We start from the raw sequence: 20,675 nt of genomic DNA on the forward strand, positions 1-20,675 counted from the left end.
CTCCAGCCTGCCGACATCCGCCAGACCCTTACACCCCGCGACCCACGCCCGGCATCCATGAACGACGAGAACCCCCACCACCGCCCCACACCGCCCCCCGGGCCCGCGCCAGCGCCGGCACCTGCGCCCGCCGAGGTGCCGCCGGTGGAAACCTTGCGCCCGGTAGCCTACCTGGAGCTCAAGGCGGCGGCGCTGCTGCTGTTCACGCTGGCGCTCATCGTGGGATCGGGCCTGTACCTGCTGTACGCGCGCGGTGCGTTCGAGCCCACGCAGACCCTGGTGCTGACCGCCGACGACTCCGAAGGCGTGGTGGTGGGCATGGACATGACCTTCTCCGGTTTCCCCATTGGCCGCGTGCGCCGCATCGAACTGGCCGAAACCGGCAACGCCCGCATCATCGTGGACGTGCCGCGCAAGGACGCCCACTGGCTGCGCGAATCCAGCGTGTTCACACTGGTGCGGGGCATCGTGGGGGGCACCAACATCCGTGCCTACACGGGCATGCTGAATGACAAGCTCCTGCCGGACGGCTCCGTGCGCCCCGTGCTGCGCGGTGATGCCACCGCCGAGATTCCGCAGCTCATGGCCTCGGCCCGCGAACTGCTGTCCAACCTCAATGCCCTCACCGCGCAGGACGCGGCCCTGGGCGGCAGCCTGGCCAACGTGCGGGCGCTGACCGACCGCATCAACGGCCCGGGGGGCGTGCTGGGCGTGCTGATGGGCAACGAGGCCGATGCGAAGAAGATCGTGGCCACGCTGGAACGCACCAACGCACTGCTCGCGCGCCTGGATGGCATGGCGGCACGTGCCGATAAACAGGTGTTTGGGGCCGATGGCAGCAAGGACGCGCTGGTGCCCGAAGTGCGGGCCACGGTGGCCCAGCTGGGGGGCCTGCTGGCCGACACCCGCGCGAGCCTGCAGAAGGTGGACGCGGTGCTGGTGGAGGCGCAGGCCATCGGTGCCAATGCGCGGGAAGCCACGACCGACCTGGGCGCATTGCGCGCCGAGGTGGAAAGCAACCTGCGCAAGGTGGAGAGCCTGGTCAATGAGATCAACCGCAAATGGCCTTTCGCGCGGGACACGGAGCTCAAGCTGCCATGAAGCGTCTTATCCCCACGCCCCCTGCTGTGCTGCGGCGGCACCTGACCCATGCCGCGCTCCTGGCGGCGGCGCTGCTGCTGTCCGCCTGCTCCGGCAAGCCCCGGGTGCCCGACTGGCAGATGAACGCCCAGGCCTCCGCGCAAAAGGCGCTGGAAGCCTATCTGTCAGGCAATGACCGTGTCGACAGGCTGGAGTGGGACCGCGCCCGCGCGGAGGTCGCCCGCACGGGCCGCCCGGATCTGCTGGCCCGCCTGGAGCTCATGCGTTGCGCGGCGCAGGTCGCCAGCCTGGTGGCTGGCCCCTGTGAACGCTTTGAGCCATTGCGCGCGGATGCGGCGGCGCCGGAGCGCGCCTATGCCGACTACCTGGGCGGCAGCGTGCCGCCGCAAGGGGCAAGCCTGCTGCCCGAAGCGCAGCGCAAGGTGGCCGTGTCGGGGGATGGGGCGGACTTGTCCGCCATCGAGGATCCGCTCTCGCGCCTGGTGGCGGCCGGGGTGCTGTTTCAGGCAGGGCGTGCCAGCCCGGCCGTGATTGGCAACGCCATCGATGCCGCGTCCACACAGGGCTGGCGGCGGCCTTTGATGGCCTGGTTGACGCTGCAGGCGCAGCGCGCTGACGCTGCAGGAGACGCGGAGTCGGCATCGGCGCTGCGGCGGCGCATTGCCATCGTGGAGCAGGGCGCCGCAGGCTTGCGCTAGCGGGCGGGGACTCCAGGGGCGATTCTCAGCGCAACCGGGCCTGCAGCTGTGTTTCGATGTGGTCCCGCTCCGAGGCAAACTGCTGGGCGCTGATTTCATTCGCCTCGTATTTGCGCGCCGTGGAAAGCAGAAGCACGGTGTTCTCCAGCCGTGTGTCTTGCTGCAATGAAGGGGGCAGGGCCGTCAGGCGGTCGAAGCTCTGTTTGTAGAGTTCGCTCCAGCTCAGCGTCCCCGCCTGGGCCTGGGCGCGGGCGCCATCATGCCAGCGGGCGAACTCTTCGAGGGAGCTGTCGCGCGGGCTCGTGCAGCCCAGGAGGCCCGCGATCAGCGCCAGGACGGACCAACGCCATGCGATGGTGTGAGAGGAAGAGGAATTCAGGCCTGCAGAGATTCGAAAACGTGTGGTCACGATCGTCCTCCATTCTTGAATGACAACGGAAATGCCGTTGTGCAGCGCCAGATGGTACTCCGATGCTATGATTTTTTCTACTTTGTCAAAAAAGTGCAGAAGCGCGCAACGGATGTGGGCAATCTACGTGCCCTGGCAACCCAGTGCCGGCAGTCCGCTACTGGAACAGGCTCGTGGGCAGGAGTTGGTCCAGCCCATGGGGCAAGAGCGACATGGAGTCCACCGACTGCACCGCCACATCGGGCATCAACAAGGATGCCGCTGCAAGTACCGCAAGCACGACCGTACCGGCAAACGCTGCCAGTGCGCGGGCTCCGGGGGGCAAAGGGTGGCGTTTCATGATGGTTCCTTTGTCAAAAAAGGTGGGAGTCGCAATGACATCCCGGGCCAGCCTCAATGGCTGATAGCGGAGATTTCAGCAAAGCAACCGGTGTGCGTCTGTCAGACAACTGCGATACCGGGCGCTGGCTGGACGCTGTTGCCTTTGGTTGCAATTGCTGGGATGAAGAGCCCCCGGGTGTCCGGGTGCTCGCAGGGGTGAATCTGTAGGACCCGGCCCATGGCGGATGGGCAAGGCTTCCGACCTGCCGGCCGGGCAAGGCACTCCCACAATCACCGCAGCCCGGCAGGGCCCTTCAGGCGAGGGCTGGCGCGACCGGGCTTTTCCCTTGGCTGCTTGCAGGCCGTGCGCTGCGGATCGGCGGCGGCAGCCCTCCGGCCCTTGACCAGTCAGCGAGAAAGGAAGTACCCATGAAAGAACCACTACTGCAGCAGGGCGAGGGCACGGATGCGATGGGTGCCATGCCTTCGACCAGCAGCCCGTCTTACGCCACCCGTACCTCCGTGCAGGCGGCCTTTGACCATTTCGCATCGCATGTCACGCGGTGGGCCGGATCTCCCGGCATGTTCTGCGCCGCGCTCCTCATGGTGCTGGCCTGGGCCGTCACCGGGCCGATCTTTCACTTTTCAGAGAACTGGCAACTGGTCATCAACACGGGAACCACCATCGTGACGTTCCTGATGGTGTTTCTCATCCAGCAAAGCCAGAACAAGGACAGCGTGGCCATTCACCTCAAGCTCAATGAGCTGCTGGCGGCCAATCGGCATGCGAGCAACCGCATGATCGGCATCGAGGACCTGGACGAACAGGACCTGCGCGAGGTCGCGAGCTTCTATGTGCGCTTGGCCGAACGGGCCAGACAGGCCGGCAGGGACAAGTGCGCGCACTCCATTGACGAAGAAGGCATGTCCGCTTCGGCCATGGACGCGCATCGCCCCGCCCATGCGCGCCAGGCCGTTGCGGTTCTCGGCGCAGGCTGCAGTGGGCGGGAAGGGGCTTTGTGAATGGGGTCGTGGATCCTGCACGCCCCCCTTGAAAACGTCCGCAGGTGCTAGGAATCCAATGTCGTCCGTGTCGCATCGCGTTCCATGCGGCAGCTGTCCAGCGAGGGCAGCCAGTCGGGAATGATGGAGCCGGAAGACAAGGTGGAGGTGAACCTGAAGGCGTGGTGGGGATAGGCTTTTGCCAATGCCGCGCGACCTTGCTGGGAAATGCCGAAGACCTCCGCCACCTGGTCGCGGGCCCCCACATCCGGGAGCCGCACGTCAACAAGCTGCGCGGCCGCCAGCACCCGAAGCTTGTCCACGTCGCAAGGCTTCTCGACGGTCTTGGGCAACTCGGTCTGTGCAAGGGCGAACAGTAGCTCCATGGGCATGTTGCACTCCATAGGGGGGTGGAGTGACTTATTGTGAATAGAGCAGATTCTCATGACAACAGATCGCACTTTTTGAAACAAATTCTGCAATTTGTTGCAATTTCGGTTGTGTTGCCACGACCACGTGTCCGACTGGCGGGCAGGCATATGACTGACATCCGCGCACGAACGCGGGGCATTCAATGAATGCTTGCATGACGGGCCCGTGGGGCGATTGCCAGCGCTGGAGACAGCACCGAGAAACGGGCCCCTTGGCGATGAGAATGCGAGGTTGAAATGCAAAATGACCTGTTGAATCAAGCGCATGTCCGGGAATCCATTGCCGGGGAGGAGGATCCGGGCGCCGCGCTGGACGTGGTAAGGGCCATGGTGGGCCGAAATCCTGATGAGGCGCATTCCCCGCATGGGGTCAACGCAAAAATCAATTTCAGCTGCAGTGATGGCAAGGAGAGCATCGCCGTCGACGTGGTCTGGCCGCGGCACCATGCAAAGGAAGATGTCGCAAAGCTGCTGGGGCTTGTGATGGCCCACCATGGCGCCATCGCGGACACGGCCTGGTCCTTGTTTGCCGCCACCGGAAAGAGCCCCATGGAGCTCGAGGTGGACGAGGGACAGGACGGCGTCTTCTATATCAATCGCAGAGATGCGTGAGGCGAAAGCAGGGGCGGTCGATGACGTTCCTGGCGGAGTTTTCATCGATTTTTGAAGCGGCGTGTCTTTTTGAAGCGGCGTGTCTTTTTGAAGCGGCGTGTCTTCGTCGAATGGAGTTTTAGGGTGGCGCGGCTTCAGTCCAGCGCTTTCAGGGCGCTGGATATCGACACCGCAGCCTGCCCATAGCCCTCCCAGGCGCCATTGCCCACGGGCAAACGTGGACCTACGTTCTGGATATTCCAGTGCGCACCGCTGCCCAGCATGTCCAGTTCCGGCCACGATACCGGGACCGATATGCCCATCCCGGGGCGTGCGCGGGCCGTCCAGGCGCTTGCTGTCGTCGCTCCGAAACCATTGCGAAGGTAGTCCACGAAAACCTTTCCCACGCGGTTTTTGGGCCCGCTCTTGGCCACGAACCGCTGTGGAATCGTCTGTGCCAGATGCCGCACCACCGCCTGGCTGAATCCCTTGACCGTTTCCCAGTCATGAAGCCGCTTGATCGGCACGACGATGTGCAGGCCTTTGCCTCCGCTGGTCTTGAGAAAGGCGGGCAGGCCCAGTTCGGTGAGCATCAGGCGCACCAAGGTCGCTGCTTCCTGCACGTAGGTCCAGGGCACTCCCTCGCCGGGGTCCAGGTCAAAGGTCATCCGGTCCGGTCGCCCTATCCTGTCCTTGCGGGCATTCCATGTATGCAACTCGACCGTGTTCATCTGCGCGGCCGACAGCAGCCCTTGCGGGCCCGCGATTTCAAGCAGAGCAGGGTGCCCGGGAAAAAGGCTCTCCGCGAGCTGCCGCACGCCCTCCATGCGGCCAGTCTCCAGGTGCTTCTGAAAGAACAGTTCACCGCTCACCCCGTCTGGTGCTCGGACGAGGGAAACCGGGCGGCCTTCCAGGTGGGGCATCAGCAGCGGCGCCACGGTGGCGTAGTAGCGGATGAGGTCGATCTTCGTGGTGCCGGTGGATGGGTCAATGACCCGCTCGGGATGCGATACGCGCAACGAACCGATCCCGGAGCCGGCGGTGGCCGGGTGTTTCGCCCACTGCTTCGGCCTTTCCTGGACAATGGCCTGGGGCGGCTTGTCATCGCGCAGGCCATGAAACACGGAGTGCCGGATTCTGCCTTCCTTTGTCCATTCTCCAAACGAGACTTCGGCGAGGAGCTTCGGCTCGACCCAGTGGGCTTTTTTCCCGATGGCGCGCGGATTGGCGAACGGGCTCGCGCTGGTGCGCAGCGCACGGAGCCTTCGGCTCAGATCGGCCAGGACGCGTTCACTGAACCCCGTACCCACATTGCCCGCATAGCGCAGTGCGCCGGTGTCGTCTTGGACACCGAGCAGCAAGGACCCAATCCCCGTGCGAGATCCCTGCGGGTCGGTGTAGCCGCCGATCACGAATTCCTGGCGGTGGGTGCACTTGAGCTTGATCCACTCCGCGCTGCGCCGAGAAGCGTACCCGCCCGCCTTGAGTTTTCCGATGACCCCTTCAAAGCCCAGCTTGCAGGCCGAGGAAACCAGGTCGGCCGGCCGCGCTTCAAAGGCCTCGCTGAAGCGCACCCGGTCGGTGGGTGCCCCTTCCACGACCTTGCGAAGATGCTCCCGCCGCTCCACGAGAGGAAGCGCACGAAGGTCATGGCCATCCGCGTAGGGCAAGTCGAACACATAGAAAACCAGTGCTTGCGTGGACTGGCCATCGAATGCATTTTGCAGCGCCTGAAAGTCTGGGACGCCATGGGCATCGAGCATGAGCACTTCACCGTCGATCCAGCCGGACTTCAACGCAAGCCTGGCGATGGCCGCCGCCAGGTCCGGCATCCTGGCCGTCCAGTCATTGCCGTTGCGGGTGAACAGCCGCGCCTTGCCTCGTTCCACGCGGACCAGGAGGCGGTAGCCGTCGAACTTCAGCTCCCAGATCCAGCCCGTGGTGTCATGGGGTGGACCGTCCACCAACGTGGCGAGCTGGGGCGACAGCGTCTCCGGGAGCGGCGCTCTGGGCGCCGTCATCGCGCTCGCCTGGCGCTTGGCGGACGGCGCCACGCCGCCGGGCCTTGCCGGGGCCTTTCGGGGCGCGGAGACCGCGGGCGCCGCCGCGACGCTGTCGGGCATTTCATCCACCACGCTGAACTCGTGGCCGGGGCGTTCCAGCCCGTCGTGTTCCTTGATGAGCAGCCAGGGGGGCTGCTTTTCGCCTGCGCGGCCGTGCATGCGCACCAGCGTCCAATGGCCCTGAAGCTTGTGCCCGTGAAGCTCGAACTTCAATTTCCCCTTGCGGTAGCCCTCGCGGGGATCCCCGACCGGCACCCAGTAGCCGCGATCCCAGATGATGACCCGGCCGGCACCATACTGCTTTGCCGGAATCTGGCCTTCGAAGCGGTTGTAGGCGATGGGATGGTCTTCCACCTGCACGGCCATGCGCTTGTCGGCCGGATCGTAGCTCGGCCCTTTGGGCACGGCCCAGCTCTTCATCGTGCCGTCCAGTTCAAGCCGCAAGTCATAGTGCAGGCGGCTGGCCCAGTGCTTCTGGATCACATACTGCAGGGCATCGCCGCCCGGCACACCGCCTTCCGCGGGCTCCGGCGTCAGCGCAAAGTTGCGCTTCTTCCTGTACTGGGCCAAGGGCTCCTTCATGGTGGCTCGAGGCGACTATGCCGCAGAACGGCGTCCGGGGTGGGCGCGTTGCCTTGGGGGTGCCATGGCAGGCCCCACTACCGCGAAACCAGGTACTCGCGGACCTTGTCGGCGGACGGGCCGGCCGGGGCTTCCGCGACGCCCAGGCTATGGGCCCAGTCGCGCACTTCACAGGGTTCGCTGAGGTTGATGAAACGGCGGTCCTGTACCGTCTGGCTTTTGTCATCGCTCATTGCCGGCTCCTTGAATGAACGGCCAAAGCTATCACGTGGCTAGCCTGCACGGTGTAGGACAAGACTTCTATGAAGCGGTGCGCGACACACCCGGCCTTCTGAACGGCATCCACTGAAGAAGCGGGCCTGTCGGGTGCTTTCCAATCCGCTACCAAGGCAGGGTGAACGTCTTGCAGTTGGTGAACGACTTGATCGCCTCCTGCACCCCTTCCTTGTAGCCCAGGCCCGAGTCCTTGATGCCGCCGAACGGCGTCAGCTCGATGCGGTAGCCGGGCACCTCCCAGAGGTTCACGGTGCCGACCTGCAGTTCCTTGGCAAAGCGGGTCACGTCGTCCAAGCGGTTGGTGCAGATGCCCGACGACAGGCCGAACGCCGTGCCGTTGGAGATGCGGATTGCCTCGTCGATGTCCCTGAAGGTGATGATGGGCGACACGGGCCCGAAGGTCTCCTCGCGCACCACGGTCATCTCCGGCCGCACCCGGTCCAGCACCGTGGGGGAGTACAGCGCGCCCTCGCGCACATTGCCCGCCAGCAGCCGGGCACCCTGGGCGATGGCCTCGTTCACCACCTTCTCGAAATGGCGGGCCGCGGCCTCATCGATCACCGTGCCCATCTCGTTGGCCTTGTCCATCGGGTCGCCATGGCGCCATGCCTTCGTCTTGGCCACCACGCGATCGGTGAACTCGGCCGCCACCTTCTCATGCACCAGCATGCGCTTGACGGCCGTGCAGCGCTGGCCCGAGTTCTTGTACGAGCCCTGCACCGCCAGATCGCTGGCCTTGTCCAGGTCGGCATCGTCCATCACGATCAACGGGTCGTTGCCGCCCAGTTCCAGCACCATGCGTCGGTAGCCGGCCTTCGACGCAATGTACTTGCCAATGGCCACCCCGCCGGTGAAGGTGACCAGATCGACGTGGCGGTGGGTCAGCAGCTCGTCGGCGATCTCGCGCGGATCGCCGGTCACCACCTGCAGCATCTCCACGGGCAGACCGGCCTCGTACAGCAGGTCCGCAAAATAGTAGGCCGACAGGGGCACCTTCTCCGAAGGCTTGAGCACCATGCGGTTGTTGGTGGCCACGGCCGGCACCACCTTGTGCGCCACCTGGTTCATGGGGTGGTTGAAGGGCGTGATGGCCGTGATGACACCCAGCAGCGGTTCGCGCGTGGTGATCACCTTGCGCTTCTTGCCGTGCGGCGTGAGGTCGCACGAGAACACCTGCCCATCGTCGCGCAGGGCCTCGTTGGCGCCGAAGTTGAGCACGTCGGCCACGCGCCCGATCTCGTAGGTGCTGTCCTTCTTGCACAGGCCCGACTCGGCGGTGATGATGTTTGACGCCTCGTCGGTGCGCTCGCGCAGCAGCGCCGCCGCACGGTTCAGGATGGCCGAGCGCTCGTAGCGCGACAGCGTGGGCACGTAGGCATGGGCGATGTCCATCGCCCGGCGCACGTCCTCCACGCTGGCCATGCCCACCGTGCCCACGCGCTCGCCGCTGTAGGGGTTGACGACGTCGATGTTGCGCTCCGTGCGCACCCTGGCGCCGCCGATGCGCAGGGCCTCCGCGCGGAAGTCCACGCTTTCCATGATGCAACTCATGCTGCCTCCTTGATTGCTGCCGTGTTGGCTCCGATGAAGTTCTTGCCGCGTGCGCCGGTCAGCGCATGGGCCACCATCTGCTGCGCCTGGGCGTCGCTCACGCCGTAGTCGGCAAAGCGCGTCTTCACGCCCAGTTCCTCGATGAAGCGGGCCAGCAGGGCCGGCGCGCCGGCCAGGTTTCCCAGCGCGCTTTCCAGCACGGCGTCGCGCTCCGGGTTCTGGCCAATGGCGCGCTCCAGCACCATGGGCAGCGGAAAGCTGCAGGCAATGCCGTGCGGCAGCCCGTAGCGCAGCGTCATCTCGTAGGAGATCGAGTGCGCCAGCGCCGTGCGCGTGTTCGAGAAGGCCATGCCGGCCTTCAGGGCCGCCAGGGCCATGCGGCCGCGCAGCGTCGCGTCGTCCAGGTGTTCCATCAGCTGCGGCAGAGCCTCCAGGATCTCATGCACCGCCGCCACCGCGAAGGTATCGGACACAGGGTTGGCATTCACGTTCCAGATCGACTCCAGCGCGTGCGACAGCGCGTCCAGCCCGCTTTGCAGCGTGACCGAGGCGGGCAGCGACAGCATGAGCTCGGGGTCGATCAGCGCGATGCTGGGCCAGGTCTCGGGCAGGTGCAGCGAGTACTTCTTCTGCGCGCCGCGGTCCCATACCGTGGCCCAGGGCGTCACTTCGCTGCCGGTACCGGCCGTCGTCGGCACGGCGATGAGCGTCTTGGTCCGCGCTGGCGTGAAGGCCTTGCCGGATGCCAGCAGCGCCACCAGTTCAGAGAAGCGCCCGCTGGGCGTGGCCACCATCAGCGCCTTGGCGGTATCGATGGCACTGCCACCGCCCACCGCAATGATCACCTCGGCACTGGCGGCCTCGCCGGACCAGAAGGCGTCGTAGACCGCCGCAAGCTCCGCGACGTCCGGGTTGGGCCGCACATCGTCGATCACGCCGGCCAGCTGCTCGCCCAGCAGGCCCTCGATGCGGGCCACCAGGCCCAGCTGGCGGGCCTCCGGAAAGGTGACCAGCAGTGCCCGTCGGCCGTCCAGCAGCTTTGGCAGGGACAACAGTTCCCCTGCCCCGTAGACGCTGCGTACGGGGTTCAAGTATTCATGTGGCATGGAAAGACCTTTAGGCGGGGGGAAGAGCGTGGTTCAACGCGAGGTCGAACACGTCGAAATTGCGCAACCGCCGGCCGGGGGCGACGCCCTTCAGGGGCCGGTTGAACAGCAGCGGCACCTTCTGCTCCGAGATGCCGCCGTGCGAGCGCAGGGGCACGGTCAGCCCGCTCAGGTCGTGCCGCGCCGCACTGGTGCCCAGCACCGTGAGGTGGTCCGACACCACCACCAGGTCGCCAATGCGGTCGCCCGCCAGCTCGAAGCGGGCCACGGCCTCTTCGCGCGTCAGCACCACCTCCACGCCCGGCAGTGCCAGCAGCGCACTGCGCACACCCTCCAGCGTGGCGCCGGCATTCACGTAGATGGTCGCGAACGAGCCCAGGGCTCCGTGGTGCACCACATAGGGATCGGTGATGGGCAGGATCACCCGCGTGCTGCCCACACCGAGTTGTGCATCCAGCTCCTGCTGCAGGTAGACCACGCGCGGGTTGCCCGCGGCGTCGGTCTTGGGGCTCATGCCATGGTCGGCGGTGAGGCCGATGACCGCGCCCAGCGCATCGAGCTGGGCGAGGTAGCCGTCCATCATCGCGTAGAAGGCGTTGGCCTCCGGCGTGCCGGGAGCGCACTTGTGCTGCACGTAGTCGGTGGTCGACAGGTACATCAGGTCCGGCCGGCGGGTCTCCATCAGGCGCACGCCGGCCGCAAAGACGAACTCGCTGAGGTCAGCGCTGTACACCGAGGGCACGGGCTTGCCCACCAGCTCCAGCACATTCTCGATGCCGCACTCGGCCAGCGTGGCCTTGTCGGCCTTCTCGGCTGAAAAGCAGATGCCCTTGAGGCCGTGGCCGAGCATGGTGCGCAGCTTGTCCTTGGCCGTCACGGCCGCCACCAGCGCACCGGCATCGGCAAAGGCGGCCAGGAGCGTCGGGGCACGCAGGTACTCGGGGTCGTTCATCATGACCTCGCGGTCGGCGGCCACGTCGTAGAAGTAGTTGCCGCAGATGCCGTGCACCGAAGGCGGCACGCCGGTCACGATGGACACATTGTTCGGGTTGGTGAAGCTGGGGACCACGCAGTCCCCGATCAGCGAACTGCCCCGCGCCAGCATGCGCTTGAGGTACGGCGCCGCGCCAGCCTGTATGGCCTGCGTCAAGTAGTCGGGCTCGCAGCCATCCACGCAGACCACCACCACCGGGGCTTGGGGTCGGGCATACTGCCGGCCGTTGGCCTGCACGGTGTCAACAGCGGTATTCATCAACGGGCTCCTTTTTGAATCCAGGCACGCAGCCGGGTCGAGATGGTGTCGGCCACCATCACCATGGCGATGATCACGGCGATGCAGGTGGCGGTGTCCTGGTACTGGAACAGCTTCATGCTGCCCACCAGTTCGAATCCGATGCCGCCCGCGCCCACCATGCCCAGCACGGTGGCCTGGCGCAGGTTGGTCTCGAAGCGGTAGAGGACCACGGCGATCCATGCGGTCACCACCTGGGGCAGCACGGCAAAGATGATGGTCTGTATGGGCCCGGCCCCCGTGGAGCGCAGTGCCTCGATGGGCCCCTGGTCTATCTCCTCGATCGACTCGGCGAAGAACTTGCCCAGCATGCCCGCACCATGTACCGCCAGAGCCAGCACGCCCGGAAACGGCCCCAGCCCCACGGCGGCCACGAACACCAGCGCCAGGATGATCTCGTTGACTCCGCGCGTCACGTTGAACAGCTGGCGGGTGAACTGGTAGACCACCACGTTGGGCGTGAGGTTGCGCGCGGCGAAGAAGCACACGGGGATCGCCAGGAGCACGGCGAGCAGCGTGCCCCACACGGCGATCTGGATGGTCTCGATCGCCGGGACTATCAGCTTGTCCAGAAACGCCCAGTTGGGCGGCAGCATGCGCCCCAGGAAATCGCCGATCCACGGCAGGCCCTTGGCCAGTTCGCCAAAACTGACCTGCGCGCCGCGCGCGGCCCACCACAGCACGCCGACGAACAGTGCACCGATGCCGATGCGCGGCCACCACCCCAGCCCGCCGCTGGGCCGGGCCACCAGAAAAGTGTAGGAACCGATGTTCATGCGCTTGCCTCCTCAAGTTTCAACTGGCGCAGCGCGGGCGCTGCTGCGGCTGCCACGGCAGGGGCGCTGCGGCTGCGGGCGTCGCTCTCGTCCAGTCCGGGGTAGATGCGCTTGAGCACCTCGTCCGTCAGGCCCTCGGGCCCGCCGTCGTAGACGATGCGCCCGCCCGACACGCCCACAATGCGTTCGCCGAACTCGCGTGCATAGTCGATCTGGTGCAGGTTGCAGACCACGGTGATGCCCAGTTCGCGGCTCGCCTGCTTGAGGTAGTTGAGCACCGTGCGCGAGGTCTTGGGGTCCAGGCTGGCCACGGGCTCATCGGCCAGGATCACCTTGGGCTGCTGGGCCAGCGCACGCGCAATGCCCACACGCTGCTTTTGCCCGCCCGAGAGCGTGTCGGTGCGCAGCCCGGCCTTGTCCTGCAGTTCCACGCGGCGCAGGCATTCGAGCGCAATCGCCACGTCCTTGCGCGGAAAGATCTGCAGCCACGACAGCACCGCAGGCACCGCCCCCATGCGGCCCGTCAGCACGTTCTTCTGCACCGACAGGCGGGGCACCACGTTGTAGTGCTGGAAGATCATCGCCACCTGGCGGCGCAGGCCGCGCAAGCTTGCGCCGCCGGACTGGGCCAGTTGTCCGTCGATGTGGATCTCGCCGCTCGTGGGCTCGGCCAGGCGGTTGATGCAGCGCAGCAGCGTCGACTTGCCGGCGCCCGAAGGCCCCAGGACCACGAGGAATTCCCCCGGTGCCACGTCGAGGTCGATGCCCGTGAGCGCATCGAAGTCGCCGTAGCGCTTGTTCAGACCACGGATCCTGATCATTTCATGGCCCTCAGGTCGAGGTTCAGGATCTTGGCCGTCTCGCGGATGATGTCGTAGGCCTTGTCGTTCGTGGGATGAAAGCCGTTGAGCATGCCCTGGTCCGACCAGGGGATGTCCTTCACGTCCAGGAAGGCGGCCTGCACGCGCTTCTTGAGGTCCGCATCCAGGTCCTTGCGCCAGACGGTGGGCGACTCGGGGATCGGGTCCGACTTCCACACCACCACCAGGTCCTCGCGCTTGGCCAGGCCCTTGGCGATGGCGGCATCGAGGATGCGGTCGGCAATCGCCACGGCCTCGATCTTCTTGTTCTGCACCGCCACGGCATTCGAGTCGTGCGAGCCGGAGAAGATCACGCGGCCGAAATCCTTGTCGGTGTTGAAGCCTTCCTTCATCAGCCCGGCCTTGGGGAACAGGTGGCCTGAGGTGGACGTCGGGTCCACGAAGGCGAAGGTCTTGCCCTTGAGGTCGGCCACGGTCTTGATGCCGCTGTCCTTGTGGGCCACGATGAGGGAGTGGTAGAAGGCCCGGCCGGCCTTCTTGGTCTCGGCCACGGCAAAGGCCTCGATGGGCGCCACGGTGGTGCCCATCACGTACGAGAAGGGGCCGAGGTAGGCAACATCCAGCCGCTTGGAACGCAGGGCCTCGATCACGCCGTTGTAGTCCGCCGCCACGAAGGGCTTGACCGGCATGCCCAGCGACTTGGACAGCATGTCCATCATGGCCTGGCTGTTGGCGATCATGGCCCGCGAATCCTCGGAAGGGATCAGGCCTACCGTGAGGACGTTGGCAGCCCTGGCAGGGTTGAGGCCGGCAAGCGGCGGGGTTAGCAGCACGGATGCGCTGGCCAACAGAGATCGGCGCGTGAGTTTCATCGATGTCTCCTGTCTGGTGGGTTTGAACCTCTTTTTGCACTGCCTACCAAGCACAGTGCATGGGGCAACTGTCGGTGGTGCGGGACTATCTTGCAAATTCAAGTTTTTTTACCGATCCATTCATTTAATCTATAGTTGGCCCGGGATAACACGGAGGCGACTGTCATGCGGTTGACGCAATTGAGGTCTTTTCATGCGGTGGCGACCGAAGGGAGCTTTACCCGCGCAGCGCAGGCCTTGCACGTGAGTCAGCCCACCGTGACCACGCAGGTTCAGCAACTCGAGGAGCTGTACAAAGTTGAACTTTTTCACCGAACGGGGCGCCGCATTCGCCCGACGGAAATCGGAGAGCGATTGCTCCAGCTTTCGCGCCAGATGTTCGACCTTGAGCAAGAAGCCGTGCAAATTCTTCGAGACGCAGGCGAACTGCGTTCGGGGCATTTGCGTGTTGCGGCCGTGGGCCCTTCACACGTGACGAAGATGCTGGCGGCGTTTAACCAGAGATACCCGGAGATCCAGATTTCGGTAGGAACCGGCAACTCGGAAGATGTGTTGAGCCGGCTGCTGGACTACCGGGCGGACGTCGGTGTCCTGGCGCAGGTGCTCAAAGACAAGCGTTTCGTGTCGGTTCCGTACAGCGAACACCCCATCGTGATTTTCTGCAATGCAGACCATCGGTTCGCCCGCCGCCGCAGCATCCGCACCGCAGAGCTGCAAGGCGAAAAATTGATATTGCGCGAGCAAGGGTCCACCACGCGCAAGGCCATAGAACTGGCGCTCAAGGCTGCGGATGTGCAGCCGACAGTCGTCATGGAGGTTGCCAGCCGGGAGATCATCCGGGAGGCCGTGCTCCAAGGACTGGGCGTCGCGGCGGTCTCGGAGGTGGAGTACGTGCCCGGTTCAGGTTTGCACGCGGTGCGAATCAGCGATGCGCAAATCAGGACCTATGCACACGTCGTGTGCCTGGCCGAGCGCAGGGACACGCGTCTCATCCGGGCGTTCTTCAACATCATCGGACGTGACTCTTAGTCTCTTGGTCGCGCAGCTGCGTACGGATGGAGGGACAGGCTGCGTGTCGCTCGCCAGCGAGGCTGATATGGAGCGATTCCTGCGCCGGGTGCCTGGCTAGCAGGCGGGGGCCTTGCGCAGCTTCTTGTCCTCGTACATCCTCATGTCGGCATTGCGCAGGATGTCCCTGGAGCTCTCACCGTCCTGGGGCCAGACGGCGCCTCCGATACTGACCTTGATTTCGATGGGCTGGCTGTGGCCCAGCAGGGCGAAGCCGTTGAGGTGCGGCTTCAGCCTGTCGACGATGAAATGCAGGTTCTTTGCATTCTCAGCATCGCGAATGATCATCACGAATTCATCGCCTCCAAGCCTGGCCACAAAATCCGTGTTCCTCGCGTGCTTCTTCAAGCGCTGCGCGAATTCCACCAGCACCTGGTCTCCCACGGAGTGTCCATGGCGATCATTGATCTGCTTGAACTCATCGAGATCAATCAAGGCCAATGCGAACCTGTGGGTCTCGCGTTTCGCACGCTCGATGGACTCATTCAGGATGACGTCAAAGGACCTGCGATTGGGCAGGCTTGTCAGTGGATCGGTATTGGCGATGCTGTCCACTTTCTTGTGGGCGCTTTCCTCGCACACGAGAATGATGCAGCAGTTCCAGGCAATCGTGAACGAGATCAGGACCAGGTACAGATACGCGTGATACGGACTCTGGATGACCGCCGCGCGGTCTTCCGCGAAGAAAATGAAACTCCAGCGCAAGCAGAATGCGATGGAGAGCGATGTGAGATACAGCGCGGAGAGATTCTGTGCGGAGAAGCGCACCGGCCAGTTCCAGTGAGCGATGTGGTAGGCCATGCCCAGGGTAAAGGCCACGACCACAGCGTCAAGAATGAGGTACCTGGCGGCATCCTTGCCGTAGACAGCTGCCATGGTGACGATCATCACCACGGCAAACCACGGCATTGCCAGGAAGGTGATCCTGGCCAATTTCGTTTTGCCGCGAAAATGCAAGGTGCCATGGAGCATGAAGGCCAGCGCCATGATGCCGAAGAAGTCATTGATGAAGCGTGCCGCAGGCGCCTTCAGTTCCACGAATATCGGGATCGAGAAGCCGATCATTGTGGATACCGACCCAGCAATCCACCAGTTGACGCCTTTGACGTCCTTGTTGCCTTTCCAGATCAAGGCAACAATAGGAGCGAGCGTCAACTCGGCGACTGCCAGGACGACACGCAAGGTGTCTCTGTCCAGCAGGTCAAGATTCATGATGCCCTCTAATGACTTACCGCTCGTTTGTAACTTTATGTTCGCTGTTATATCCCTTCCCATCCGTGGGCGCCCTAGGGATAGTGCTGGGTAGCGAAGAGGTGCCCGCCGCGTTTCATGCTGGGTGCATTGAGACAGGACGCAGGGCCGTTGGCTTGCCGCGCCCTTGCCGCCGCGCTCCTGCCCCGTCCTGACGAAGTCGATGAGCTCTTGGATGCGAAAGAACGCGTCTTGCGGGAAGGCCTTCAGGCACGGGGTCCATGAGGTCGAAATTCCACCGTGGCTCCCAGCGCCTGCAAGTGGTCTTGGGAGCGGCGCAGGTGCACAAGATAGCCCTCCGCAACGGCAATTTCGGGTTGCATCGCCAGGGCCAGCGCTTCTTGTGGCGACAAGCCAAACGTCTGCTTGAGGAATTGCACGACCTTCATTTTTTGCGGACCGATGCCGCAGATGACCAGGGTGCCGTGCTGCCATGCCGTGGTATCGGGCGGGAACGCAGGTTCCTTTGCCGTGTCCGCGCGGTTCTGGCGGTTCTCGAGCACCTCCCGCCAGAGCCGGGTTCCCAGGCTGGCCTCGGCTTCGACCACGTGCTGTGCAGCCGTGGCGTCGTCTTCCAGCCCGCGCAGCACCGCCAGCATGTCACCCAATTGCTGCAGACTGGGTGCGGCCTGCTCCGCCTCCCACCGCCCCGCTCCATGCGGCGCATAGTAGACGGGAAAGCCTTTCGCCTCCTGGTTGAGATCGATGAAGAACGGATCGCCGAACCCATTGAGAGCGACCACGTACCAGCCCGGCTGCCATTCGCCCGGTGCGGTGCCGACCAGGCTTTCGCCGGTGATGCCGTGATGGCGAAAGCCGCTTTGCCAACCCTCCCATTGCCCGGGCTGGGGGTAGTGGAAAGGCAAGGCCATGTCGCCCGCGACGATGGCGGCTTCGATGAACTGGCGTGCCGCGTCCGGCAAGATGGATGTCATGGCTGCCTCCTGGACGGCGTGCGGGGCCTTTGTGCTGCCGCCAGCGCGGCCTGTGTCTGTGACAGCGCGAGCAGACCGGAATGCTCATGCTGCCCTTGCACGGGTCCGGTGATTGCGGGTGCCGGACTCCTGGCGATGGACTTGAGGTGGTAGCAGGTCATGGTCAGCGTGCAGCCAGGCTGCATGTCGTCATGCAGAATAATGTACCGATCTACTTCTTGCGCTCTGCGAACGCCATGACGGTTGCCTTTGCATTGCATCACCCGGAGGGCCTGCACATCGCGTGCGGGCTGCAAGAGGCAGTCCTGGTGGACCGTCATGCGGCACTGATCGTGGTGCCGCGCGTACCCCGGGCGGTGCAGGGTTCGGACTGGACCTGGCATCGTCTCAAGGCCTGGAGTGACAGCGGTTTCATGGTGGGCATCGAGCTGGCGTTCTTCCAAGGTTCCTTGTCCGAATGCTGGCTCTTCCACGATGACGACAGCCGCTATGGCAGGGATTGGAGCGATTGGTCCGAACGCAAGGAGCACCGGCGCGCCAAGGCGTTGCGCGACTGGCTGGGCGCGCGGGGCTGGGCTCCTGGGCACCATGCCTGGGGCGAGGTTTGGGTGGGGTACGACCCGCGCACCGGCTTTGGGGGTGGCGGGGTGCGCTACGGCAGCGCAGATTCGCCCGCGGCCAGGCGGGTGTGAAACCCGATGTCACCGCGCCCGGCCTCAACGGCGTTCTGGCGCCCCGTGAAGAGGGCCCGGCTGGGCTCTGAGTTGCTGCTTGTTGTGGGCACGCGGCCGGTTTTCGCCCATGTCCCATTCCTGTACGTGGCCGCTAGGGCGGTGCAGCCCGAAATACCCTATCAGGCCGCTGCCCGTCCAGGTGCCGGCGTACCCCTGCGGTGCGGGTGAGAGGCTGTGCACACCGACCACGGTGTAGTGCGCCGATCGCTCATGGAGCGTACAGCGCAGTTTGCCGGCCTGGCCAGGGTAGAGGGATGCCGCCACGGCGAGAATGCGGGCGCACTCGCGCTGGGGCACCTCGGGTACCTTGTCCGCCGCCGCAGCGAGAGCTGATGCAAGCGCGCAAGCCAGCGCCAGCAGGGCGTGAAGGCCCAAATCGATGGCCCGGCCTTGCGCGCCCAACTGGCTGGAATGTCCGATCATGGCGTTTTGCCCTCTCCCATGAGGAGGGGCCAGAGAAGGTTTTTGGAGGCCGGTGAAGGCCGGTGTCATGCACTCCACATGCCCGATGCGCGAGCCGGGACGGAACAATACGATGGGATTGTCGTTTGCCATGGTGCGTGGGGTGTCGCGGCAGGGCAGTGCGTCTGCATCCGAAGCGCTGGATGCTGGCGAGGTGGAGCAGAAAGAAGAGGCTACGGAAGGTCCTGTGCGCGGGTGCCCAACTTGAGGCTGGCGCAGAACACCGAGAACTCGCCTTTCTCATCAATGGGTGGGTTTTGCAATTGGACGAAGAGGTCGGGTGCGAACTGCACCAGCGTGACATCGGCGCCGCCCGAGCCCGCATAGATGCCCGTGTAATTTTTGACCCGCTGACGCGACCAGCCCATGCGCACGGTGGTTTCGCCCTTCCATGCGGGTTTGCCGCAGAAGGTGGTGGCTTCAGCAGGCTGTGCGCCGGCCTGGGCATTCGACACCATCCATCGGCCGTCTTCCTCGCGCATGAATGCATCCAGGAGCGGACTGCCACCAGGCCATATGCGCACCACCTGCACACTCGGTCCCGGGGTACCGATGTTGATCACCCAATCGCACACGTTGTAGGGCGGCTGGCCGCCGTCTTCCTTGTCCTTGCATTCGCCCTGCTGCACAGGATCGGGCCGGGCCTTGACGATATTGATTGCGCACAAGCGCCCGTGGGGAGCGAGTTCCATCCGCTTGGGGCGGGTAGTCTTGTAGCCCACGGGTAGATCAAACTCGAGACCACAGGCGGCGACGGGGATCGTGGTGGGTTGGCCGGCTTGGGCGCAAGGGAGCATGCCCAGGGTGGCAAGCAACGCAAAGGCAGGTACTGTTCGCAAGGAAGGCTTCATCGGGGACTCTCTTTTGCATCGGAGGGCGCTGGCGGCGGCTGCATGAGCGGCGACCCCTCATGCTGTGCGCGGATGCTTTCCACGTAGGCCGGGCCAAACGCCTGGGCGCAGTCTGCTATTGGGTCGCATGCGATGCCTTGCAGTCGAAAGCCGTCGGGATAGCGTCGTTCAATAGCACAGAGCAGTGCATTCGCGTTCCAGCGCGCGGGCTCACCGTCCAGGGTGGCGCGGGCCTGCGGGTCGCACAGCAATTCATGGAACTGCCAGTAGATGAAGAGGGCCGTGCCTGCGCTGCATTCAGGATGACCCACCACGCAACACAGAGGCTCGAAACCGTCGTTCGCGTTGTAGCTGCGACTGAAGCGGTCGAGCTGGTCGCTGGTGGTGAAGTGGGTGACGAGGGTGCACATCTCGTCATACCCGCATTCCAGGGCTTGCGCCACGCGATCGACAGTGTGTGTAAGGGTCATGCTCCTCCCTCGTCACCGTTGCGCAAGCTCTGCAGCACCCTGGCGCTGAAATCCGGGCTCAAACGCCATTGGTTGTCGGCTTGCAGCAAATCACCTGCCATGGCGCGCGCCTGGAACCAGTCTTCCACGAACCCGGGTGCCCAGGCGCCGGTGCCGAAGTGTGCGCTGCCTACCATCGCGATGACTCCTGGGTAGGACTGCATAAAGCCTTCCTTCGACCGCACCGGCCGGCTGTGGCTCAGCAGCAGGAACTGGGTGGCGTACATCAGGTGCGAATTCGCGTCCGCATGCAGCGTGAAATAGCCCCTGTCCTCCACGATGGTCTCGGCCAGGCGGCGAATATTTGCGGGCATCTCCGGATCGGGCCACTGATCGCAGAGTTTCTGCAGCCGCGTGTTGAAAGGCGCGCTGCGCACATGTGCAAGGGCATCGTGCTTCACGTCCTCAGGATCGTCTTCGTACTCGGATGCATGCACGAGACCCCGCACGAAGGTTTCGAAATCCGCCGCGAGCGGGGTGATGCGGTAGTCCACCTCCTGGTTGACGTGCACCACGCAGGGTTCGCCAGAAGGGCCACAGGCGCGATAGTCCAGCGCGATCATGTCGTGGCCGGCCGAGGGGCAGTCGCCGAAGTACACGCCGATGTCCGGGTAGTCCCATTCCTCGATCTTGAAACGGCTGCCGAGGCTGCCGCACAGGCTCCACTGCTTGCCGAATCCGATGCCCTTGAAGGCGCTGATCGCCACATGGTCCTCGGCCCAGGAGGTGGGCTGGTCGGTGGGGAAACGGCCGTGAGCGGGAATGCCGCCGTTCTGCGTCTGCATCAGCGCGATGTAGCTGGCCGGGAGTTTGTATCCCAGTTCAGCCTCGACCGCCACAATGGTTTCCGGCGAGGGCGCGGGCTCGATGTACTCCCTGCGCGCGTAGTCGCTGTCTTCCCAGAACCCGACAAGGTCGAAACTGGCAAAAGGCGGTTTACCTGCGTTCATGCGTTCGTTTTCCCCTCGCTGGCT

At 64.5% G+C, this 20,675-nt stretch carries 23 protein-coding genes; 6 read left to right on the top strand and 17 right to left on the bottom strand.

The window, feature by feature from the left end:
• Nucleotides 1-57 precede the first annotated feature (57 nt).
• A complete protein-coding gene (locus AC1RVY_RS09860; protein ID WP_492806427.1) occupies nt 58-1,101 on the top strand; it encodes an MlaD family protein in 1,044 nt (347 codons plus the stop codon).
• On the top strand, nt 1,098-1,799 hold the full coding sequence (locus AC1RVY_RS09865) for a hypothetical protein (RefSeq protein WP_492806428.1): 702 nt from the start codon (nt 1,098-1,100) through the stop codon (nt 1,797-1,799). Before AC1RVY_RS09860 ends, AC1RVY_RS09865 begins: the two co-directional genes overlap by 4 nt.
• A 25-nt stretch (nt 1,800-1,824) precedes the next feature.
• Here the strand turns inward: AC1RVY_RS09865 and AC1RVY_RS09870 are convergent, their stop codons facing one another.
• Together AC1RVY_RS09870 and AC1RVY_RS09875 are read right to left on the bottom strand one after the other, a co-directional pair.
• Nucleotides 1,825-2,208 (bottom strand): hypothetical protein, encoded by a 384-nt coding sequence (locus AC1RVY_RS09870; protein ID WP_492806429.1) that lies wholly within the window; start codon nt 2,206-2,208, stop codon nt 1,825-1,827.
• A 157-nt stretch (nt 2,209-2,365) separates the two neighbouring features.
• Nucleotides 2,366-2,548 carry a hypothetical protein gene (locus AC1RVY_RS09875; protein ID WP_218294274.1) on the bottom strand — a complete coding sequence of 61 codons (183 nt, stop codon included), beginning with the start codon at nt 2,546-2,548 and terminating at the stop codon, nt 2,366-2,368.
• A gap of 410 nt (nt 2,549-2,958) precedes the next feature.
• Between AC1RVY_RS09875 and AC1RVY_RS09880 the strand changes: the two genes are divergently transcribed.
• Nucleotides 2,959-3,552, top strand: coding sequence for a low affinity iron permease family protein (locus tag AC1RVY_RS09880; RefSeq protein ID WP_492806431.1), 594 nt, complete (start codon nt 2,959-2,961; stop codon nt 3,550-3,552).
• Nucleotides 3,553-3,599: 47 nt separating this feature from the next.
• Here AC1RVY_RS09880 and AC1RVY_RS09885 read toward each other — a convergent pair whose 3' ends face one another.
• Nucleotides 3,600-3,923: a hypothetical protein gene (locus AC1RVY_RS09885; RefSeq protein WP_218294276.1), complete on the bottom strand. Its 324-nt coding sequence runs from the start codon at nt 3,921-3,923 to the stop codon at nt 3,600-3,602.
• A gap of 276 nt (nt 3,924-4,199) precedes the next feature.
• Here AC1RVY_RS09885 and AC1RVY_RS09890 point away from each other — a divergent pair, with 276 nt between their 5' ends.
• Nucleotides 4,200-4,574: a hypothetical protein gene (locus tag AC1RVY_RS09890; protein ID WP_492806433.1), complete on the top strand. Its 375-nt coding sequence runs from the start codon at nt 4,200-4,202 to the stop codon at nt 4,572-4,574.
• A gap of 134 nt (nt 4,575-4,708) precedes the next feature.
• Here AC1RVY_RS09890 and ligD read toward each other — a convergent pair whose 3' ends face one another.
• The 8 genes from ligD to phnD all read right to left on the bottom strand — a co-directional run bounded on the left by ligD (nt 4,709) and on the right by phnD (nt 13,891).
• A complete protein-coding gene (ligD, locus tag AC1RVY_RS09895; protein ID WP_492806434.1) occupies nt 4,709-7,198 on the bottom strand; it encodes a DNA ligase D in 2,490 nt (829 codons plus the stop codon).
• Nucleotides 7,199-7,275: 77 nt separating this feature from the next.
• Entirely contained in the window at nt 7,276-7,431 is a 156-nt protein-coding gene (locus AC1RVY_RS09900) for a DUF3606 domain-containing protein (RefSeq protein WP_492255127.1), read from the bottom strand.
• Nucleotides 7,432-7,579: 148 nt separating this feature from the next.
• Nucleotides 7,580-9,025, bottom strand: coding sequence for a phosphonoacetaldehyde dehydrogenase (gene phnY / locus AC1RVY_RS09905; protein ID WP_492806436.1), 1,446 nt, complete (start codon nt 9,023-9,025; stop codon nt 7,580-7,582).
• On the bottom strand, nt 9,022-10,131 hold the full coding sequence (gene psrA, locus AC1RVY_RS09910; RefSeq protein ID WP_218294281.1) for an iron-containing alcohol dehydrogenase PsrA: 1,110 nt from the start codon (nt 10,129-10,131) through the stop codon (nt 9,022-9,024). The genes phnY and psrA overlap by 4 nt, the downstream gene beginning before the upstream one ends.
• 10 nt (nt 10,132-10,141) lie before the next feature.
• A complete protein-coding gene (phnA, locus tag AC1RVY_RS09915) occupies nt 10,142-11,383 on the bottom strand; it encodes a phosphonoacetate hydrolase (RefSeq protein ID WP_492806438.1) in 1,242 nt (413 codons plus the stop codon).
• Nucleotides 11,383-12,198 (bottom strand): phosphonate ABC transporter, permease protein PhnE, encoded by an 816-nt coding sequence (gene phnE, locus AC1RVY_RS09920; protein WP_218338880.1) that lies wholly within the window; start codon nt 12,196-12,198, stop codon nt 11,383-11,385. Before phnE ends, phnA begins: the two co-directional genes overlap by 1 nt.
• Complete coding sequence (gene phnC, locus AC1RVY_RS09925) at nt 12,195-13,019, bottom strand: phosphonate ABC transporter ATP-binding protein (RefSeq protein ID WP_492806439.1); 825 nt, start codon at nt 13,017-13,019, stop codon at nt 12,195-12,197. Before phnC ends, phnE begins: the two co-directional genes overlap by 4 nt.
• Complete coding sequence (gene phnD, locus AC1RVY_RS09930) at nt 13,016-13,891, bottom strand: phosphonate ABC transporter substrate-binding protein (protein ID WP_218338878.1); 876 nt, start codon at nt 13,889-13,891, stop codon at nt 13,016-13,018. Before phnD ends, phnC begins: the two co-directional genes overlap by 4 nt.
• Nucleotides 13,892-14,056: 165 nt before the next feature.
• On the opposite strand from phnD, the gene AC1RVY_RS09935 reads away from it, so the two are divergent.
• On the top strand, nt 14,057-14,920 hold the full coding sequence (locus tag AC1RVY_RS09935) for a LysR substrate-binding domain-containing protein (RefSeq protein ID WP_218294286.1): 864 nt from the start codon (nt 14,057-14,059) through the stop codon (nt 14,918-14,920).
• Nucleotides 14,921-15,016: 96 nt separating this feature from the next.
• On the opposite strand, the gene AC1RVY_RS09940 is transcribed toward AC1RVY_RS09935, so the two are convergent.
• Both AC1RVY_RS09940 and AC1RVY_RS09945 read right to left on the bottom strand, forming a co-directional pair.
• On the bottom strand, nt 15,017-16,171 hold the full coding sequence (locus AC1RVY_RS09940) for a GGDEF domain-containing protein (RefSeq protein WP_218294287.1): 1,155 nt from the start codon (nt 16,169-16,171) through the stop codon (nt 15,017-15,019).
• 245 nt (nt 16,172-16,416) lie between these two features.
• Entirely contained in the window at nt 16,417-17,145 is a 729-nt protein-coding gene (locus AC1RVY_RS09945) for an SMI1/KNR4 family protein (RefSeq protein ID WP_218294288.1), read from the bottom strand.
• 236 nt (nt 17,146-17,381) lie between these two features.
• Between AC1RVY_RS09945 and AC1RVY_RS09950 the strand changes: the two genes are divergently transcribed.
• Complete coding sequence (locus tag AC1RVY_RS09950) at nt 17,382-17,837, top strand: hypothetical protein (protein ID WP_492806441.1); 456 nt, start codon at nt 17,382-17,384, stop codon at nt 17,835-17,837.
• A gap of 24 nt (nt 17,838-17,861) precedes the next feature.
• Here the strand turns inward: AC1RVY_RS09950 and AC1RVY_RS09955 are convergent, their stop codons facing one another.
• From AC1RVY_RS09955 to AC1RVY_RS09970, 4 genes are all read right to left on the bottom strand, one after another.
• Nucleotides 17,862-18,434, bottom strand: coding sequence for a hypothetical protein (locus tag AC1RVY_RS09955; RefSeq protein ID WP_492806443.1), 573 nt, complete (start codon nt 18,432-18,434; stop codon nt 17,862-17,864).
• A gap of 80 nt (nt 18,435-18,514) precedes the next feature.
• Nucleotides 18,515-19,192 carry a hypothetical protein gene (locus AC1RVY_RS09960; protein ID WP_492806444.1) on the bottom strand — a complete coding sequence of 226 codons (678 nt, stop codon included), beginning with the start codon at nt 19,190-19,192 and terminating at the stop codon, nt 18,515-18,517.
• Nucleotides 19,189-19,662 carry a DUF4274 domain-containing protein gene (locus AC1RVY_RS09965; protein WP_492806446.1) on the bottom strand — a complete coding sequence of 158 codons (474 nt, stop codon included), beginning with the start codon at nt 19,660-19,662 and terminating at the stop codon, nt 19,189-19,191. Before AC1RVY_RS09965 ends, AC1RVY_RS09960 begins: the two co-directional genes overlap by 4 nt.
• Complete coding sequence (locus AC1RVY_RS09970) at nt 19,659-20,651, bottom strand: SMI1/KNR4 family protein (protein WP_492806447.1); 993 nt, start codon at nt 20,649-20,651, stop codon at nt 19,659-19,661. The genes AC1RVY_RS09965 and AC1RVY_RS09970 overlap by 4 nt, the downstream gene beginning before the upstream one ends.
• Between the last annotated feature and the right edge of the window lie 24 nt (nt 20,652-20,675).

The organism is Acidovorax sp. GW821-FHT11A03, assembly GCF_058809075.1.

What these genes read in the sequence shown, in the direction of transcription:
- AC1RVY_RS09945 (WP_218294288.1), bottom strand. Translation starts at nt 17,145, where the DNA reads ATGACATCCATCTTGCCGGACGCGGCACGCCAGTTCATCGAAGCCGCC.
- AC1RVY_RS09965 (WP_492806446.1), bottom strand. Translation starts at nt 19,662, where the DNA reads ATGACCCTTACACACACTGTCGATCGCGTGGCGCAAGCCCTGGAATGC.
- phnE (WP_218338880.1), bottom strand. Translation starts at nt 12,198, where the DNA reads ATGAACATCGGTTCCTACACTTTTCTGGTGGCCCGGCCCAGCGGCGGG.
- AC1RVY_RS09900 (WP_492255127.1), bottom strand. Translation starts at nt 7,431, where the DNA reads ATGAGCGATGACAAAAGCCAGACGGTACAGGACCGCCGTTTCATCAAC.
- AC1RVY_RS09885 (WP_218294276.1), bottom strand. Translation starts at nt 3,923, where the DNA reads ATGCCCATGGAGCTACTGTTCGCCCTTGCACAGACCGAGTTGCCCAAG.
- AC1RVY_RS09875 (WP_218294274.1), bottom strand. Translation starts at nt 2,548, where the DNA reads ATGAAACGCCACCCTTTGCCCCCCGGAGCCCGCGCACTGGCAGCGTTT.
- ligD (WP_492806434.1), bottom strand. Translation starts at nt 7,198, where the DNA reads ATGAAGGAGCCCTTGGCCCAGTACAGGAAGAAGCGCAACTTTGCGCTG.
- phnD (WP_218338878.1), bottom strand. Translation starts at nt 13,891, where the DNA reads ATGAAACTCACGCGCCGATCTCTGTTGGCCAGCGCATCCGTGCTGCTA.
- AC1RVY_RS09860 (WP_492806427.1), top strand. Translation starts at nt 58, where the DNA reads ATGAACGACGAGAACCCCCACCACCGCCCCACACCGCCCCCCGGGCCC.
- AC1RVY_RS09940 (WP_218294287.1), bottom strand. Translation starts at nt 16,171, where the DNA reads ATGAATCTTGACCTGCTGGACAGAGACACCTTGCGTGTCGTCCTGGCA.
- AC1RVY_RS09865 (WP_492806428.1), top strand. Translation starts at nt 1,098, where the DNA reads ATGAAGCGTCTTATCCCCACGCCCCCTGCTGTGCTGCGGCGGCACCTG.
- AC1RVY_RS09960 (WP_492806444.1), bottom strand. Translation starts at nt 19,192, where the DNA reads ATGAAGCCTTCCTTGCGAACAGTACCTGCCTTTGCGTTGCTTGCCACC.
- AC1RVY_RS09955 (WP_492806443.1), bottom strand. Translation starts at nt 18,434, where the DNA reads ATGGCAAACGACAATCCCATCGTATTGTTCCGTCCCGGCTCGCGCATC.
- AC1RVY_RS09950 (WP_492806441.1), top strand. Translation starts at nt 17,382, where the DNA reads ATGACGGTTGCCTTTGCATTGCATCACCCGGAGGGCCTGCACATCGCG.
- AC1RVY_RS09880 (WP_492806431.1), top strand. Translation starts at nt 2,959, where the DNA reads ATGAAAGAACCACTACTGCAGCAGGGCGAGGGCACGGATGCGATGGGT.
- AC1RVY_RS09890 (WP_492806433.1), top strand. Translation starts at nt 4,200, where the DNA reads ATGCAAAATGACCTGTTGAATCAAGCGCATGTCCGGGAATCCATTGCC.
- phnC (WP_492806439.1), bottom strand. Translation starts at nt 13,019, where the DNA reads ATGATCAGGATCCGTGGTCTGAACAAGCGCTACGGCGACTTCGATGCG.
- AC1RVY_RS09970 (WP_492806447.1), bottom strand. Translation starts at nt 20,651, where the DNA reads ATGAACGCAGGTAAACCGCCTTTTGCCAGTTTCGACCTTGTCGGGTTC.
- phnA (WP_492806438.1), bottom strand. Translation starts at nt 11,383, where the DNA reads ATGAATACCGCTGTTGACACCGTGCAGGCCAACGGCCGGCAGTATGCC.
- psrA (WP_218294281.1), bottom strand. Translation starts at nt 10,131, where the DNA reads ATGCCACATGAATACTTGAACCCCGTACGCAGCGTCTACGGGGCAGGG.
- AC1RVY_RS09935 (WP_218294286.1), top strand. Translation starts at nt 14,057, where the DNA reads ATGCGGTTGACGCAATTGAGGTCTTTTCATGCGGTGGCGACCGAAGGG.
- phnY (WP_492806436.1), bottom strand. Translation starts at nt 9,025, where the DNA reads ATGAGTTGCATCATGGAAAGCGTGGACTTCCGCGCGGAGGCCCTGCGC.